Raw genomic sequence first — 15,691 nt, forward strand, 5'->3', positions numbered from 1 at the left:
GTGTCAGCCGTGTTCCGCGGAACGGGCAAAATCCGCAAAGATGTCGGCTACGGGCTGGATCCGGTCGATGGTGGCGACACTTTGGCCCGCCTGCCAGACGGCGCGGGCGGGATCGTCGGCGCGGGCCTCGCCGGCAATCGAGGTCTTCTTGAGCTGGTAGAACCCGCGCAGGCCGTACCAGGCGCGGATCCATTTTTTGGTCCGTCGACCCCGGAACAGTCGGCGCGCAATCGGGCCGATCCTGGTGCCGATCCGCTCGATATAGGGGGTGCGGATGACCGCGACCGGGACTCCGCTCAGTCGCTCGGTGTGAACGATGTCGTCTTCCCGGGCGGCGACGATCGCTGCCTTGTAGGCATCGCTTGCCGTGCACTCGGGCGTCGCAATCAGGCGCGTGCCGAGCTGGACGCCGGCGTATCCTATCCGGAGCGCGGCGGCGAACTCGGCCCCGGAACCGATGCCCCCGGCGCAGACCACCGGCAACCCGAGATCCTGCAACTCAGCCAGCAGTGCTTCGGGTGAGCGCTCGCCCGAGTGACCCCCGGCCCGCCGGTTGACGGCAATCAAACCGTGCACCCCGCCGTCACGCCCCTTGAGCGCCCACTTTCGCTCGGTCACATCGTGATAGACGACGCCGCCGAACGGGGTCACCGCATCGACCACCCAGCGCGGATTGCCGAGCGACGTGACGAAGAACCGGATGCCTTCTTCCAGGGCGACGTTGACCCAGGTCACCATCCGCTGATGATAGGCCCGGGACGACGCCTCGATCAGCGCGTTCAGACCAAACGGCTTCGTCGTGAGCTCACGAATGGTGCGGAGCCCCGCCCGATACTCATGTCGATGAACGTAGGTCAGGGAAATCGGTTGCACGATCCCGATGCCACCGGCCTCGGACACGGCAGCAACCAGTTCGACGTTGCTGCAGGGATACATGGCGCCGCCTATGATGGGCAGTGCAATCCCGGCATGCTGAGTCAGCGGTGTCTGGAGAGTCATGGACCGACGAAAGCTACCGGGGTCGGCCGCCGAAGGGATGGCCCCCCCGGGTCCGCTGCCGCGCGCTCAGTCGTGGTCGGCGGCCCGGCGGAGGGCAATCCGGACGCCGCCGTTGACCGTCCGACCTTCGAGCAGGCTCCAGACGTCGGTCGTCCATCGCCCGCCCTCGCCCCGGCTCGGAAGCACCAGCGGGTGCACCCGGGTTTGCCGTACATCGGCCAGGTTCTCGCCATCGACGAAGACGCGAACCGATCCGAACTGCCGCTCGGCGAGCAACCCGACCACGAGATAGGGACGACTCTCGCGGCGATACGGGTTCTGGTCGAGGGCCTGTCGCCCGGTATAGTACAGTTCCAGGCCAACCCGGCTTTTCCCTTCCTCCTCGACGCTGGTCACCAGCCCGACTGCGTGCCGTGGTGTGAGGGGGGTGGCTCGGCGGAGGCACCCGTTGCTGCCGGGGCCGCACTCGGTGCTCCGCAGATGGGTATAGGTGGCCGTGATGCGAAGGGCTCGGCCGCCATGGTGGTCCGGTGTCCCGCCAGCGTGCTCGTCCTCGTCCTCGTCCTCGCCGTCGAGCCGGTGAACCAGTCGGACCAGGACCTCGCTGCCCCACACCCGGGTTGGCTCACTCGCGTTGACGAGCTGCAGCCGCCGGGCGCCGCCGGGCGCGATACCGGGCGCCTCCTCGACCTGGACGGGGTGGCGCACCTGCGAGGCGAACAAGGTTCCGTTCAACTCGAACCTGCCCAGCGCGGTGGCGACCGGCCCTCCGATATCCAGAGAGAGATTGCGAGCGCGTTCGGCCACGAGACCGCTGGGCAGGAGCAGTGGCGTCAGACCGGTGACCTCGGTCGTCTCGGTGAAGGGTGTTGGAGCAAACGCGCCGGTTCCACCCGAGAGCCGAGCGGTCCAGCCGGCCCAGCCAGCATGGTCGGTCGGTCGGCGGAGCAGCAGCGAGATCCGCGGATTGAGGAAGGTTCCGTACACGCTGTGCTGATCGACCCGACCGCTCGCCGAGAGCGCCGTCCACGGTGCCGGATCCAGATCGACCTGGGCAAACAGCGCAGGGGCGCTATGGGTGTAATCGAACGTGGGAAGACTGCTGGCGCGGTAGGCGTCGCGTTGGAAGGCTGCTCCAGCGACATAGGTGACCGGCCCTCGCGGGACCGCGACCGCTGCCTCCGCAAAGACGGTGCGATGCCGGTCGTCTTCCCCGATCGTTCCGAAGCGATGGGCGTGTCGCTGCTCCATCGCCGATCCACGGACCGACACGATGGCGCCTTCCAGGATGCCGTCCGTCACGATCCATCGGGCCAGGCCGCCGAGATCAAACCGATAGGTCCGTAGCGACTCCAGAAAGGCTTGTCCGTCAGGGGCAGTGCGCCCCGGCAGGGTGCCGCCCTCTCGCTGCTCGGCAGTCAGTCCCGCCGTCACGAACGCCGTCCGCCCTCGGCCATCGGCGTAGTAGAAGCGAGGCCGGACTACGGCACGTCGGTAGCCGGGCATATCCGTCCAGCCGTCGCCGTCGAGGTCGTTGCGCACCTGTCCGTGCCCGCCCGCAAGCAGCGAGTAGCCCCATTGTGACGAGAGCGGCGCGGTCCCATAGAACACCGCGTCCGAGCCCTCGCGGGAGGTGCCGTTGAGGATCACGGTTGCCTCCGGGTCGGAACCGGGACGGCGCGACACCAGGTTCACCACGCCGCCCAGCGCTGCGCTGCCGTAGAGGGCGGAGGCCGAGCCTTTGATGATCTCGACGCGACCCAGGTCGACGGGCGGGATCTGCAGCAGACCGAGCCCGCCCGCCTGGCCGCCATACAGAGGCAGCCCGTCGGCCAGCAGCAGCGAGTAGCGTCCCGCCAACCCCTGAATCCGGACGTTGGCTCCGCCTAACGATGGTGAGGTGGTTTGCACCCGAAGCCCGGCGGTCTCATTCAGCATCATCGCGATATCGCCCGGCGTCATCGCGATCTTCTCGCCGATCTCTTCACCGTCGATAACCTCGACCCGAAGCGGGGTGTCCTCGACTCGCCGCTCGCTGCGCGTGGCGCTTACCACGATCTCCTCGAGCTGGGCCTCGAGTGCCTCGAGCCGGATGGTGAGCGTGGTGTCCTGACCGGGCCGCAATACGACGTGCGAGCTGTCCGCCCGGTAGCCGATTCGGGAGACGATCACCGTATGGCGCCCGGCCATCAGTCTGAGCAGCGCCAGACCGTCGTGATCGGTCTGGCGGACCAGGCGACCGCTCCTGACCAGGGCGGCCTCGACCGGGTTTCCATCGTGCTCGACCTGGATCCGCGCGGTTGCCAGTGAGTCACCAGCCTGTCCGGACAACAGCGCTGGCATCGCCGCAGCGAGCACCAGAGCGAGTCGGGCAGCGATCACGATCGTCGCTTCGACAAGCGCCAGACCGTGTGGACCCGGCAGACCTCTGTGCCACTGGCGTCGGTGATCGACGTTTCGACGCGGAAATCGACTGGCTCCGTACTAACCGCCGGGACAGTCACCCGCGCCTCGGCTACGAGCGCACCGCGGGCCTTCTTGAGATAGACCGCCCCGATCTCCGTGACGATTCCGCGGATCGAGTCCGGCAGCGCCATCGTCATCGCCAGCCCGCTCGTCATCTCGCCGAGGTTGACGAGTGCGACGGCGTGAATCGAATCGAGATGATTGCGGACGCGCCGCCGGTCCCGGAGCGTGACCCGGCAGTAGCCTGGTTCCAGGGTCCGGATCGTTGCGCCGACCGACCCCGAGTAGGGCACGAACCGCCCGAAGATGCGGCTGAACAGCCACGGTCCGCCGGGCAGCGGAGCAAGCCGCCGCCAGAGGTTGCCGAGAGTGCCTGAAATGGAGGACATGGCGAAAGATAGGCCGGTACCGCGGAGCCGCGTCACCCGTTGTCTGGGTTTTCACACGAGGCGACGCTATCCTTCAGGTGATCCGCCAGGGGTATCCCGCACGCCGCGGGATTGAGAGAGTCCCTTGGAACCTGACCCGGTTGAGACCGGCGTAGGGAGGCGGCGAGGGGGTGGTCCCGCGTCGTCCTGCCCGGTCCGATGAGGAGATCGCCATGGCCACGCCCACCGTTACCGAACCCCTGTCCACCGACTACGGCACTGCTTTTCCCAATTCCCGTCGCGTCTTCCTCGAAGGCACGCGCGGTATCCGGGTACCGGTACGCGAAATCGGCCTCTCCGGCGGTGAACCCCCGATCCGGGTGTACGATCCGAGCGGGCCGCACGGCCTGCCGGTCGAAACCGGGTTGCCGCCGATTCGTCAGCCGTGGATCCTCGATCGGGCGGTCGCCGAGGTCGCCGGACGCGATCAGGCGTTAGGCATCCCGATGCCGGCAGGGTTGACTCGCAGGATCCTGCGCGGCAACGGTCCGGTGACCCAGCTACACTATGCTCGCCGGAACGAGATCACGCCCGAAATGGAGTTCGTGGCACTCCGCGAGGGCATGACACCCGAGTTCGTCCGCAGCGAGGTGGCGCGGGGGCGGGCCATCATTCCCGCCAACATCAATCATCCCGAACTCGAGCCGATGGTGATCGGCCGGGCCTTCCACGTCAAGATCAACGCCAATATCGGCAACTCGGCGGTCAAGAGTTCCATCGCGGACGAGGTCGAGAAGCTCCGCTGGGCCACTCTGTGGGGTGCTGACACGGTCATGGATCTCTCGACCGGCAAGGACATTCACGAGACTCGGCAGTGGATCATCCGGAACTCGGCTGTGCCGATCGGTACCGTGCCCATCTATCAGGCGCTGGAAAAAGTCGGCGGCGTCCCCGAGGATCTGACTTGGGAGATCTATCGCGACACGCTGATCGAACAGGCGGAGCAGGGGGTCGACTACTTCACGGTCCATGCCGGCGTGCTGCTTCGCTATGTACCGCTCACGGCCAACCGGGTAACCGGGATCGTCAGTCGTGGCGGCTCGATCATGGCGAAGTGGTGCCTGGCACACCACAAAGAAAACTTTCTCTACACTCGTTTTGCCGAAATCTGCGAGATCATGGCGGCGTACGACGTCTCCTTCTCGTTGGGCGACGGGCTCCGGCCGGGCAGCATTGCCGACGCCAACGACGCGGCCCAGTTCGCCGAACTCGAGACGCAGGGGGAGCTGAACCGAATTGCCTGGCAGCACGACGTACAGGTCATGAACGAAGGCCCCGGACACGTACCCATGCATCTCATCAAGGAGAACATGGAGAAGCAGCTGGAATGGTGTCAGGAGGCCCCGTTCTACACCTTGGGACCGCTCACCACCGACATTGCGCCCGGCTACGACCATATCACGAGCGCCATCGGTGCTGCGATGATCGGATGGTTCGGTACGGCCATGCTCTGCTATGTCACACCGAAGGAGCACCTTGGCCTTCCCAATCGCGACGACGTCAAGGCTGGCGTGATTGCCTATAAGATTGCTGCGCATGCGGCGGATCTTGCCAAGGGACACCCCCGGGCCCGCGAATGGGATGATGCGCTGTCCAAGGCGCGCTTCGAGTTCCGCTGGGAGGATCAGTTCAACCTGGCCCTCGACCCTGTCACTGCCCGTGCTTTTCATGACGAAACGCTGCCAGCGCAGGGAGCGAAGGTGGCCCACTTCTGCTCCATGTGCGGACCGAAGTTCTGCTCCATGAAAATCACCCAGGATGTGCGCGCCGAGGCCAAGCGGCAGGCGGAACTCGATCGCAAGGCGGCGGAGTTCCGCGGGGCGGGTGGGGAGATCTACCTCCCGTCGTAACCGGCCGCCGCACTTGAGGCGCGGCCGAGGGGGACTAGTTTCCGGTCAATGGATGCTCTCCTCGCCCCCGCTGGCATCCGCCTCATCGGCGTGCTCGTTCAGACCGTCGCCGTCGTCCTCGTCGGCGTGCTGCTCATGGGGTTGCAGCGGAGAGTCGGGGGTCGGGCCTATCTGCTCTGGTGGCGCCGAGCGCTGGTTTCGTTGTGGATCGCCCTCGTGGCCATGGGCCTCCGGTACGGCTTGGAGTTTGGCGTGTCGGAGGGCCGTGATTCCCTGTTTGCCGCGGTCGGCTTCTTGCTGACGGCCGTTCATCACGTTGCCAAGTTGCTGTTCGTCGGGTGGGTCATGGTCGGTGTATTCGTCCTGGCCCGCGAAAGTTCCGCAACCCGGCTCGAACGGTTCGCGATTCCAACGGTTGCGGCCGCGGTCGGTGTTACCGTGGCCGCCCTCAGCAGTCACTTCCAGCCCTTTGTGGCGGCGCAGGCAATCGTGGCAGTTCCGCTGGCGGGACTTGCCATCTGGCGCTTGCTCGGTATCAAGGAGTCGCAGCGCGGGCTCGGGGCCAGCACGCTCTTGCTCGCACTTGCGTTCATGGCTTTCTCCTACAGCATCTACTGGGCTGGCGTTCTGGCGGCGGACAGTTCCGCAGTCGGGATGGGGGGGTGGCTCGGCGTGACCCTTTCCTACAGCGCTTTTGTCGATGCTGCGCAGGTGGCGACGCTTGGGGTCGGTATGTCATTGACTCTGGCTGAGGACGGCCATCGCCAAGAGAAAGCCCTGGAGCAGGAGCGTATTTCGGATGCCACGTCGGAGCAGGAACGGATCACCGAGGTTCTGCGGGCGGCGCATGATGGGATCGTCACCCTGAGGGCTGATCAAACGATCGACCTGATGAACCGTGCTGCCGAGTCGATTCTCGGGGTTGACGCAACCCGAGTTCGTGGCCAGCCGTTCGATCAGTTTCTGAAGGCGGAGGCGGACCGGCCTTCGCTCTGGCAGCAGATGGCGGTTCGGACCCGTCGGTCCGAGGCGAACCCCGATGTGGCGGTGCGGCACGAGTGCGTGGGCTGGCGCGCCAACGGCGAGGAGTTTCCGCTCGAGGTGGCCGCCTCCACCTTCGGCGAGGGCCCCGCCCGCGGCTGGGTGCTGGTGCTGCGCGACCTGACCGAGCAGATCCGGGCCCGACACGAGTATCACCGGATGCAGGACGAACTGGCCCAAGCCGCCCGTCTCGAGGCGGTGGGGCGGATGGTGTCCGGCGTGGCTCACGAGCTCAACAATCCGCTGACGGCAATCATTGCGTTCTCGCAGGACCTCATGGCGACGGCCGTCTCGGAGGAGGACCGGGAGGCCGTCACGACCATCAATCAGCAGGCCGAGCGGTGTCGGGTCATCGTGAGCGACCTGCTCGTCTTCGCGCGCAGCAGGCGGGAAGAGCGCCGGCGGATCTATCCCGCTGACCTGGTGGGTCGCGTGACCCGGGTCTTCGATCGAGAGGCAACGGCTCGGCAGATTGAACTCGATGTCGCGATTGCCCCGGACCTGCCCTCGATCGAGGTGGACGTGACCGGGATCGAACAGGTGCTGACGAATCTGCTGACCAATGCGTTGCAGGTCTCACCCGCCGGCGATACTGTCGGCCTCGGGGTGTTTGCCCGCGACAGCCGCGTGGTCTTTCAGGTGGACGATGCCGGACCAGGAATCGATCCGGAGATCATGCCGCGCCTCTTCGAGCCGTTCTTCACGACAAAACCCGAGGGTCACGGAACCGGGCTGGGTCTTTCCGTGTCGCACGCGATCGTCGACCAGCACGGCGGAACCATCACCGCCGAGAACCGGTTGACGGGCGGCGCTCGCTTCTCGGTCGAGCTTCCGATCGTCGACCGCCGGATGCCGCCGCTGCTGCTGACTGCGCAGGAAACCGAGATCCAGCATGCACTGGCTGCCGAGCAGCCGGGTCGGGTGCTGATCGTCGACGACGAGGCCTCGATTCGGAGCGCCATGCGACGCGCCTTCGAACGACGGGGCTGGCTGGTGGATGACGCCGCCGACGGAGCGGAGGCCTGGCTTCGGATCGAGGTCGGCGGGCGCGCAGTCGAGTACGATGCGATCGTGACCGACCTTCGGATGCCGGGTGTCTCGGGGATGGACCTGTACGACAAGCTCCGCCTCGTTTATCCGGAGCTTGCTGCGCGGACGATCGTCATCACGGGGGATACCACGTCGTCAGGGGTGGTTGAGTTTCTCGAGCGCCTCGAAGCACCGGTCTTGCAGAAGCCGTTCGACCTTCGTCGACTCATCGATCTCGTCGGGAGGGGCCGGCAGGAACGCCGGCGCGAATCGGACCTCGACTGAGGCGCGCTGAGGCGGTTTCGACTAGACTACGGGCGCAATGACACTGCTGGGTGGTGTGCTCGCTGGGCTGATCGGCGTTGTCCTGGGTATACTCGGGGCAGGCGGCGCCATTCTGACCGTGCCGGTTCTCGTATACGTCCTGGGGTACAGCATCAAGGCCGCAGTGCCGATGAGTCTGCTGATTGTCGGTGTCGCCAGCGCCGTTGGCCTGGTGGCTTATCAGCGAGGCCGCGCCGTCAGCTGGGATGCCGTTGCCGCTTTCGCGCCCTCGGCCATGGTCGGGGCGTTCGGTGGCGGCGTCGCCGCCGCGTTCGTCTCATCGCGGATGCAGTTGGTTGTGTTCGGGGCCTTGCTCCTCAGTGCGTCGGTGGCCATGCTTGCCTGGCCGGCACCTTCGGCTGTCGAGACCGAGCTGGTCGGGCCGCGGCGATCATGGTGGCTGATTGCCGTGCTCGGCGCCGCGGTGGGCTTCCTGACGGGTCTCGTCGGTGTTGGCGGCGGCTTTCTGTACGTGCCGGTGCTGACCTTGATGGGCGGCCTGGCAATGCGTCGCGCGGTCGGAACCAGCCTCGCCCTCATCGTCGTGAGCTGTACTGTCGGACTCTTGACGCATCTTCGCCACGCGGCGCTCGATTTGGGCGCCGCGTCTCTTTTCATGGTTCCCATGGCTCTCGGTGCGCTGATCGGTACGCGCCTGGCGCCATCGATGTCACAGGTGACGCTGCGGCGGGCCTTCGCGGGAGTGCTCGTGGTCATTGGTGTCACCGTTCTGTTCACTGCCGGCAGGTAGGTATCTCATGTTCTTTCGACGGATTGCCAACGACCATCTCTTCCAGTCAGGGTACCTGATCGGATGCCAGGCCAACGGGACGGCCCTGGTGGTCGACCCGACGCGTGTCATCGAACCCTATCTGGCGGTTGCGCGCCAGGAGGGTCTCGAGATCGTCGCGGTTGCGGACACCCACATCCACGCCGATTACGTCTCCGGTATCCGGGAACTGGCAGCCGCCACGGGTGCCCGGATGTACCTCACGGGAGCCGGGCCAGCCGACTGGCAGTACGCCTTTCGCGGTGAAAGCAATGTGACCGTGATCGGAGACGGTGACACCATCACGATCGGGAACATCCGGGTGGTTGCGAAACACACACCCGGCCACACACCCGAGCACCTGAGCTTCCTGGTGACCGACGGCGCGGCGGCCGACGCCCCGATGGGCATCCTCACCGGCGACTTCGTCTTCGTCGGCGATGTTGGTCGCCCTGACCTGCTGGAGCGCGCCGCGCATGTGGCCGGAACCGCTGAAGCAGGTGCGCACCAGTTGTTTCAGAGCTTGCAGTGGTTCAAGACGCTGCCGGATCACCTCCAGGTCTGGCCTGGCCACGGAGCAGGCTCTGCCTGTGGCAAGGGACTGGGAGCGGTACCACAGAGCACGGTTGGGTACGAGCGCCGCTATAACTGGGCGCTCGGTACGGATGATGAGGCGCTGTTCGTTCGCCAGGTGCTCGCGGGTCAGCCTGAACCGCCCGGCTATTTCGGGCGGATGAAGGTGATCAATCGTGACGGCCCGCCGGTGCTGGGAAGACTGCCCGAGCCACGCATCGTCACGGCTGCTGACCTTGCGAGCGAGGTTGCGGCCGGAAAGGGCGTGGTCGTGGATACCCGTCCTGCCGCGGTGTACGCCGCCGGACACATCCCGGGGTCGCTCAACCTGCCCCTCAACAAGAGCTTCACCTCCTACGCAGGATCGGTGCTGTCCTACGACCGGCCCCTCTATTTCATCCTGGCTGAGGCCGGCCCCGAGTCGGTCCAGGCTCTGGTCGAGTCGCTCGTCGTCATCGGCTTCGAGCAGCTGGTCGGTGCGGCAGGGACCGCAGCGGTGTCCGAGTGGGCGGCAGAGCAAGGTGCGCTGGCGACGGCTTCACTGCAGGACATCCAAAGCCTGCAAGGGGAGCAGAGTGGTGAGTCAGTGGTTCTCGATGTTCGGAATCGCCCGGAATGGGACGCGGGGCACCTCCCCGGTGCCCGCCTGATCCCCCTCCCCGAGTTGACGGCGCGACTGGGCGAGTTGCCGAAGGATGTGCCGATTCGGGTACACTGCCAGTCGGGCGCCCGGTCGGCGGTGGCCGCCAGCGTGCTGCGTGCCAGCGGTTTTGCCGATGTCACGGATCTGAGCGGCGGCTTTCTGGCGTGGATGGCCCGCGGAGGAGCGGTCGAACGCGGTCGAGGCAACGCCTAGCCATCCGAATAGCAGGCGGCGGGCGGTAGCTCGGCGCGCTGCTCAGCCAGCGGTCGGGTGCCACACCGCGGGCGGCCCGACCAGCGCAGCGGTTGCGAGGGCCCGCGCCAGGTCACGCACGCCATGGACCCGAAGGTAGTCGACGCCCCACCCCGCGAGACTCTGACCGAGCGCGATCGTCTCGACTTCCCGATCAGCGGGATCCCAGCAAGGGGCGCCCTCCCGTTCGGCAAACAGGGTTTTCAGGAACGACTTGCGCGAGTGGCCGACGAGGAGGCGGACGCCCAGCTGGCGCAGTTCACCGATGCGCGAGAGAATCTGTACCGTCTGCTGCGCCGTCTTGCCGAATCCGATGCCAGGGTCGATGATGATCCGGTGGAGCGGAATCCCGGCCTGTACCAGGGCTTCGATCCGGGCGTCCGCCCAGCGGCAGATCGACGAGACCGGATCCGTAGCTGCCGGGAGCACCAGGTCCGACCGGGGTGGCACCGACAGGCTGTGCATCACCACGACGTCGCCCTCGAAGCCCTGAACCGCACCAACCATTCCAGGGTTGCCGAATCCACCGACATCGTTGATCCAGTCGACCCCGGCCTCGACCGCCCGCCGCGCCGTCGCCGGGTGGCGAGTGTCGACGGAGAGGAGCGGTCCCGTTCCCCGGCTCCAACGACTCCGCAGGCCGGTAAGAACGGGCTCGAGGCGGCGCCATTCCCCTTCGGCGTCTGCCGGTGCGGCACCGGGCCGGGTCGACTCGGCGCCGAGGTCGATGACCGACGCCCCGTCGGCGACCAGACCCGCCGCATGACGCATCGCCGCTGAGGGATCGAGCCAGCGCCCGCCATCAGCGAACGAATCGGGTGTGATGTTGACTATGCCGACCAGTTCGGTCAGACGTTGTGCTACTCGTCGGGTCCGAAACGGCACGGCCTCTGGATCCGCACGCCAGGGGCGGGCCAACTCGGCTGCAGATACTTGAGCGCCGCCGGGTTCCGCAGCGAACCTCCAACTGGGAACGAGGTCCGCCATGGGAAGCAGTACGAATGGCCGCCGCACTGCCTCGCGATGGGGCAGGCTGAGCCGCGGTAGCTCGAGACTGACACCCTCCATGGCGAGCAGATCGAGGTCGATCCGCCGGGGCGACCAGCGCGGTCCGTTGCCTCGGCCGAGTTGCAGCTCGAGCTGCTTGAGCCAGTCGAGCAGCTCGAGAGGCGCCGTGCTCGTAGTACCGAGGACCGCGAGATTGAGGTAGGGAATGTTCCAGTCCGGCGGCGCATCGTCTGGCAGGAGCGCGTCGGATTCGTAGATCGGCGAGATGCCAAGCAATCGGAATCGATCACCGCTGGGCTGGCCCAGGGCGCGGATGGCTCTCCGGAGGTGGCTGATCCGATCGGGCACGTTCGAGCCCAACCCCAGCAGGACCCGGCGTGTCATCGCACGATCGTGCGACGGAGCGTCACCGATGCACCACCCTCGACCGCGCGGATCGGCGGCCGTTCCTTCGTCACGGTGATGGTCAGGCTGCTGCCGCCGGGCAGCAGATCGTCGAGCGCCTCGTCGACCGCTCCAGCCAGCCGCTCGATCAGCTTGAATGGTCGCTCGCTGACCAGCTGCTCGATCCGATCACAGACGGCGCCGTAGTCGACCGTGTCCGCCAGGGCATCGCTGCGAACGGCAGGGGGTACGGCGGGGAGTTCGATGCTCACGTCGAAGCGGATCGTCTGAGGCGTAGCGCGCTCGGCGTCGGTCCAGCCGATCGAAACCGGCAGGCGGAGCCCCTGAACAGCAATCGTGAAAGCCATGGCGGCTCTAAGATAGCGCAGCAGTGCCTACGACCACCCAAGGCGCGCAGGTGGTGGGAAGGCGGCTCAGGGGCCGGCGCGCGGTACCAGCCCGATGACCCGAACCGGGCCTCCCGAGCCCTTGGCGATCTTCATCGGGAGCGCGATGACCGTCGCGCCGATCGGGGGGAGTGCGTCGAGGCCGGTCAGGTTCTCGAGCGCGATTCCGTTCTTCGCGCTCAGGATCCGGTGGACCAGGAAGTCCGCCGAAGGGCCGTAGTCGATCGAGGGTGAGTCGATCCCGAGCCCCGTGACCTGGCGGTCTTCGATCAGGAGCTTGGCCGCATCCACTCCGAATCCCGGAAAGTGAAGCCTCGATGCATCGCCGGCGGTCGTGTCGCCGAAGTACGCCATCCGGTTGCCCCAATGGCGGTCCCACCCGGTCTTGAGCAGAACGAAGGCACCAGCGGGAATCCGGCCGTGCTGCTGCTCGAAGGCGGTGACCTCGTCGACCGACAGCCGCGCATCGCGGTCCTCGGCCGCTCGTGCCGACAGATCGATTACGATGGCCTTGCTGACCAGTTGCTCGAGCGGAATCTGATCCGCTGTGCGTCCCCCTTCGTGGAAGTGGATCGGCGCGTCGAGATGAGTGCCGCCATGCTCAGGGGCCGCGAAGGCGTAGGATGAGTAGAACCAGCCTCCCGGTGTCGGTCCGTAGGCCAACTCATCGAGGCGAAAGCCCGAGGGCGAGGTCGGCCAGTACAACGTCTCGGGCGTGAACGCGTGCGTCAGGTCGACCAGTTGGTAACGCGACAAATCGAAGCCTGAGTCGGATGCCGGCGGAGCGCAGCCGGCAAGCGCGGCGACGGAGAGCAGCAGGGCGGTCGGGCGTATCGTTGCCATGTCGTGATCCCGCGCGTGGAGCGCGTCGCGGTGGATGGAGGCTGGAATCGGTCGGTGATAATCCCTGTATGTACTGCAGTCGCCGCGCTGGCGGAAGACTCAGTCGAGGAATTTTGGCGCCGGGATATCCAGGCCTTTACCCGGGAGCACCATCAGGGTCGAAGCTCCCCTCGCCAGTAGCCGCCCGTCGTGGGATCTGATTGTCGCCTCCGAGTAGGAAACCGTCCGTCCGCCCCGGATCAGCGTGCCCTCCGCAATCAGCCGGCCCGGTCGTCCCGGCTCGAGGTAGTTGAGCTTGAGGTCGACGTTGACGAGCCCTGCGTCTTCCGGAATCGGTGCGAACGCCGCCCAGAACGTGGCGGTATCGACCAGAGTCGCGATGACCCCCCCGTGGACAATTCCGAACGGCTGCAGGTGCTGAGTTCCGGCCTCCAGTTCGACTCGGCACCGATCCAGCTCGATCTCAACCAGCTGCATCGAGATGTGATGCGGGAATGGCGCGGCCCGAACTCGTTCATACAGGCTCGCAAGATAGGCCGGGTTGAGGCGACGCATGCCGGGAAGAATAATGAACCCGGCAACGGACTCGAACGGGCCTGCCATCGGAACGCCTCCAAGTGCCACATTGACAGGTTCAGGTACAGCTTCTTGGGTCATATCCGCCAGTTTGGCTGGGTTTGGGCGGCATGCGGACTGCGTTTTCAGCTGGCAGTCGTGCAGCCGCGTGGCTCACGGTTCCAGAACAACTGTATTTGAAGGAGAGTGGCCGAATGTTGGTTCGATGGATGGAGCGTCCGACCGAGTCTCGGCGCGCGTGGCGTGAGGTGAATCGTTTGTTCGATGAGACCTTCGGCTTGGCGAACGGAGCTGCCGCACCGAACGGTGGCGGGTGGCTTCCGGCGGTCGACGTGACCGAGGATGAGCAGGCCTATCGAGTGGCGCTCGAGCTGCCCGGCGTGAAGGCGTCGGACGTCAAGGTCGAAGTCGACGGCAACCGTTTGACCGTCAGTGGCGAGAAGAAGCTCGAGGTCGACACCGCGACCCGATCCGAGCGGCGCTATGGCAGTTTCAGTCGAGTCTTTACCCTGCCTGAAACGGTCGACGTCGGCTCCATCGGCGCACGATCGCAGGATGGCGTGCTGACCATCACGCTGCCCAAGGTCGAGAAGGCCAAGCCGCGGCAGATTGCTGTGACCGCGAGCTAAGACCCCCCGAGGCTTCTGCCTCACCACCGCCGTCGTGCGCACCCGGGCAGGGTGATGCGCGGCGGCGGTTTGGCGTCGGCGTCGGGCTGCACTGGACGCCGCTCCGGCCGCTGGCGATCTTGTTTCGAGCATCCCTCTGACCAGCGCGAGGTTCTCCATGTCGACGTCCCGTCGTCAGTTCCTTCGGCGTGTTTCCGCCGGCGTGGCCGCCATGCCGTTCGTGTCGAGCCGAGGACTGGAGGCCGCCTGGGCTGATCCGGGTCGGATTCGGATCGAGAACCCCGCCGATCTGATTTCCCTCGACAGCAACGAGAATCCGACTGGGCCATCGCCCCGAGCCATGTCGGTCATTCGCGACATCGTTGCCGAGGGCAACAGGTACCCCTATGAGCTGGTCACCGCGCTGAACGAAAAGGCTGCGGCATTTCACGGGGTGACGACCAAGGAGATTCTGTTGGGGTGCGGGTCGACCGAACACCTGCGGATGATTGTCGACGCCTTTGCAACCCGCGGCTCCGGGCTGGTCGCGGCGACCCCGACCTATGAGGCGCCGCTCCGCATCGCCACTCGGCGGGGCATTCCGGTGGCGGCGCCGCCGCTCACAGCGGAGCTCCGCCTCGATCTGGACGCGATGCTGAGCGCGGCTGGCGGAGCAGGTCTCGTCTATCTCTGCAACCCGAACAATCCGACCGGAACCATCCGCAGCAAGAGCGATGTCGAGGGCTTTATTCGCGCCGTCTGGACCAGGTCGCCCAAGGCGACGGTTGTCGTCGACGAGGCGTACTTCGAGTACGTCGATGATCCTGCGTACGGCACCGCGATTCCCCTGGCGCTGGCCGATCCGCGTGTCGTCGTGCTCCGGACCATGAGCAAGGTGTACGGCATGGCGGGACTGCGAATCGGCTACGCGGTGGGGCATGCCGATGCGATGGCGACTCTTGCTGTGCACAGCCTTGGCCTCAACATCAACACCATTGGTGCTGCCGGGGCCGTCGCTAGTCTCGCTGATCAGGATCACGTCCGGAAGGAACGGAAGCGCAACAATGACCTGCGCGCCTCCACCCAGGCGTTCTTTGAACGAGCCGGCTATCAGGTTGCCGCGTCACAGACCAACTTCCTGCTGGTCGACGTGCGTCAGCCGATTGCCGACTTTCGAAAGGCTTGCCAGGATCGCGGGGTGCTGATCGGCCGACGGTTTGCTCCGCTCGAGACGCATGCGCGCATCACGATCGGAACCAAGGACGAGATGAAAACGGCACTGAAGGTCTTTGCCGAGGTGCTCGGCCTCAGTGCCCAGGCGGGGTAACCCGCCACGACAACAGGATCAGCTGCAGCAGCAGATACAGGGCAACGAGAGGCATCAGGGCCTGGAGGAGCGGCGCACGCCGTTGTGAACGGTAACGCATCTCGACAAGGTATCGTCGAAGAGACGCGGAGTCCATCCGGGCGAGATTCGACCAGGGAGACGGC

The 15,691-nt window shown here is 66.0% G+C and carries 13 protein-coding genes and 1 riboswitch; of the genes, 6 read left to right on the forward strand and 7 right to left on the reverse strand.

Annotated features, from left to right (window positions below):
- Positions 1-3 precede the first annotated feature (3 nt).
- The 3 genes from KF785_01060 to KF785_01070 form a co-directional block, all read right to left on the reverse strand.
- The gene (locus KF785_01060; protein ID MBX3145330.1) at positions 4-999 is read right to left on the reverse strand and encodes a nitronate monooxygenase; all 996 of its coding nucleotides are present in this window, start codon (positions 997-999) and stop codon (positions 4-6) included.
- 66 nt (positions 1,000-1,065) lie between these two features.
- Complete coding sequence (locus KF785_01065) at positions 1,066-3,381, reverse strand: TonB-dependent receptor (protein MBX3145331.1); 2,316 nt, start codon at positions 3,379-3,381, stop codon at positions 1,066-1,068.
- On the reverse strand, positions 3,378-3,854 hold the full coding sequence (locus KF785_01070) for a DUF4442 domain-containing protein (GenBank protein ID MBX3145332.1): 477 nt from the start codon (positions 3,852-3,854) through the stop codon (positions 3,378-3,380). The genes KF785_01065 and KF785_01070 overlap by 4 nt, the downstream gene beginning before the upstream one ends.
- A 77-nt stretch (positions 3,855-3,931) precedes the next feature.
- Positions 3,932-4,029: riboswitch (TPP riboswitch) on the forward strand.
- 37 nt (positions 4,030-4,066) lie between these two features.
- Between KF785_01070 and thiC the strand changes: the two genes are divergently transcribed.
- Genes thiC through KF785_01090 form a run of 4 tightly spaced genes read left to right on the forward strand, consistent with a single transcriptional unit; the run spans position 4,067 to position 10,335 of the window.
- Positions 4,067-5,743, forward strand: coding sequence for a phosphomethylpyrimidine synthase ThiC (gene thiC / locus KF785_01075; protein ID MBX3145333.1), 1,677 nt, complete (start codon positions 4,067-4,069; stop codon positions 5,741-5,743).
- 48 nt (positions 5,744-5,791) lie between these two features.
- Positions 5,792-8,098 (forward strand): response regulator, encoded by a 2,307-nt coding sequence (locus KF785_01080; protein ID MBX3145334.1) that lies wholly within the window; start codon positions 5,792-5,794, stop codon positions 8,096-8,098.
- A gap of 37 nt (positions 8,099-8,135) precedes the next feature.
- On the forward strand, positions 8,136-8,888 hold the full coding sequence (locus KF785_01085) for a sulfite exporter TauE/SafE family protein (protein MBX3145335.1): 753 nt from the start codon (positions 8,136-8,138) through the stop codon (positions 8,886-8,888).
- A 7-nt stretch (positions 8,889-8,895) separates the two neighbouring features.
- Positions 8,896-10,335, forward strand: coding sequence for an MBL fold metallo-hydrolase (locus KF785_01090; GenBank protein MBX3145336.1), 1,440 nt, complete (start codon positions 8,896-8,898; stop codon positions 10,333-10,335).
- A 42-nt stretch (positions 10,336-10,377) separates the two neighbouring features.
- Here KF785_01090 and folP read toward each other — a convergent pair whose 3' ends face one another.
- The 4 genes from folP to KF785_01110 form a co-directional block, all read right to left on the reverse strand.
- A complete protein-coding gene (gene folP, locus KF785_01095; protein ID MBX3145337.1) occupies positions 10,378-11,766 on the reverse strand; it encodes a dihydropteroate synthase in 1,389 nt (462 codons plus the stop codon).
- A complete protein-coding gene (folB, locus tag KF785_01100; GenBank protein MBX3145338.1) occupies positions 11,763-12,134 on the reverse strand; it encodes a dihydroneopterin aldolase in 372 nt (123 codons plus the stop codon). Before folB ends, folP begins: the two co-directional genes overlap by 4 nt.
- 66 nt (positions 12,135-12,200) lie before the next feature.
- Complete coding sequence (locus KF785_01105) at positions 12,201-13,016, reverse strand: cyclase family protein (GenBank protein MBX3145339.1); 816 nt, start codon at positions 13,014-13,016, stop codon at positions 12,201-12,203.
- Between the two features lie 99 nt (positions 13,017-13,115).
- Positions 13,116-13,619: a PaaI family thioesterase gene (locus tag KF785_01110; protein MBX3145340.1), complete on the reverse strand. Its 504-nt coding sequence runs from the start codon at positions 13,617-13,619 to the stop codon at positions 13,116-13,118.
- 167 nt (positions 13,620-13,786) lie between these two features.
- On the opposite strand from KF785_01110, the gene KF785_01115 reads away from it, so the two are divergent.
- Positions 13,787-14,221 (forward strand): Hsp20/alpha crystallin family protein, encoded by a 435-nt coding sequence (locus tag KF785_01115; protein ID MBX3145341.1) that lies wholly within the window; start codon positions 13,787-13,789, stop codon positions 14,219-14,221.
- Between the two features lie 157 nt (positions 14,222-14,378).
- A complete protein-coding gene (locus tag KF785_01120; protein ID MBX3145342.1) occupies positions 14,379-15,527 on the forward strand; it encodes an aminotransferase class I/II-fold pyridoxal phosphate-dependent enzyme in 1,149 nt (382 codons plus the stop codon).
- The last annotated feature ends 164 nt before the right edge of the window (positions 15,528-15,691 follow it).

The sequence above is a fragment of the Gemmatimonadales bacterium genome (assembly GCA_019637315.1).
Lineage (GTDB): Bacteria > Gemmatimonadota > Gemmatimonadetes > Gemmatimonadales > GWC2-71-9 > SHZU01.

Excerpts from the sequence above, each read along its gene's own strand:
- KF785_01060 (MBX3145330.1), bottom strand. The coding sequence starts at position 999 with ATGACTCTCCAGACACCGCTGACTCAGCATGCCGGGATTGCACTGCCC.
- KF785_01070 (MBX3145332.1), bottom strand. The coding sequence starts at position 3,854 with ATGTCCTCCATTTCAGGCACTCTCGGCAACCTCTGGCGGCGGCTTGCT.
- thiC (MBX3145333.1), top strand. The coding sequence starts at position 4,067 with ATGGCCACGCCCACCGTTACCGAACCCCTGTCCACCGACTACGGCACT.
- KF785_01080 (MBX3145334.1), top strand. The coding sequence starts at position 5,792 with ATGGATGCTCTCCTCGCCCCCGCTGGCATCCGCCTCATCGGCGTGCTC.
- KF785_01085 (MBX3145335.1), top strand. The coding sequence starts at position 8,136 with ATGACACTGCTGGGTGGTGTGCTCGCTGGGCTGATCGGCGTTGTCCTG.
- KF785_01090 (MBX3145336.1), top strand. The coding sequence starts at position 8,896 with ATGTTCTTTCGACGGATTGCCAACGACCATCTCTTCCAGTCAGGGTAC.
- folP (MBX3145337.1), bottom strand. The coding sequence starts at position 11,766 with ATGACACGCCGGGTCCTGCTGGGGTTGGGCTCGAACGTGCCCGATCGG.
- folB (MBX3145338.1), bottom strand. The coding sequence starts at position 12,134 with ATGGCTTTCACGATTGCTGTTCAGGGGCTCCGCCTGCCGGTTTCGATC.
- KF785_01105 (MBX3145339.1), bottom strand. The coding sequence starts at position 13,016 with ATGGCAACGATACGCCCGACCGCCCTGCTGCTCTCCGTCGCCGCGCTT.
- KF785_01110 (MBX3145340.1), bottom strand. The coding sequence starts at position 13,619 with ATGGCAGGCCCGTTCGAGTCCGTTGCCGGGTTCATTATTCTTCCCGGC.
- KF785_01115 (MBX3145341.1), top strand. The coding sequence starts at position 13,787 with ATGTTGGTTCGATGGATGGAGCGTCCGACCGAGTCTCGGCGCGCGTGG.
- KF785_01120 (MBX3145342.1), top strand. The coding sequence starts at position 14,379 with ATGTCGACGTCCCGTCGTCAGTTCCTTCGGCGTGTTTCCGCCGGCGTG.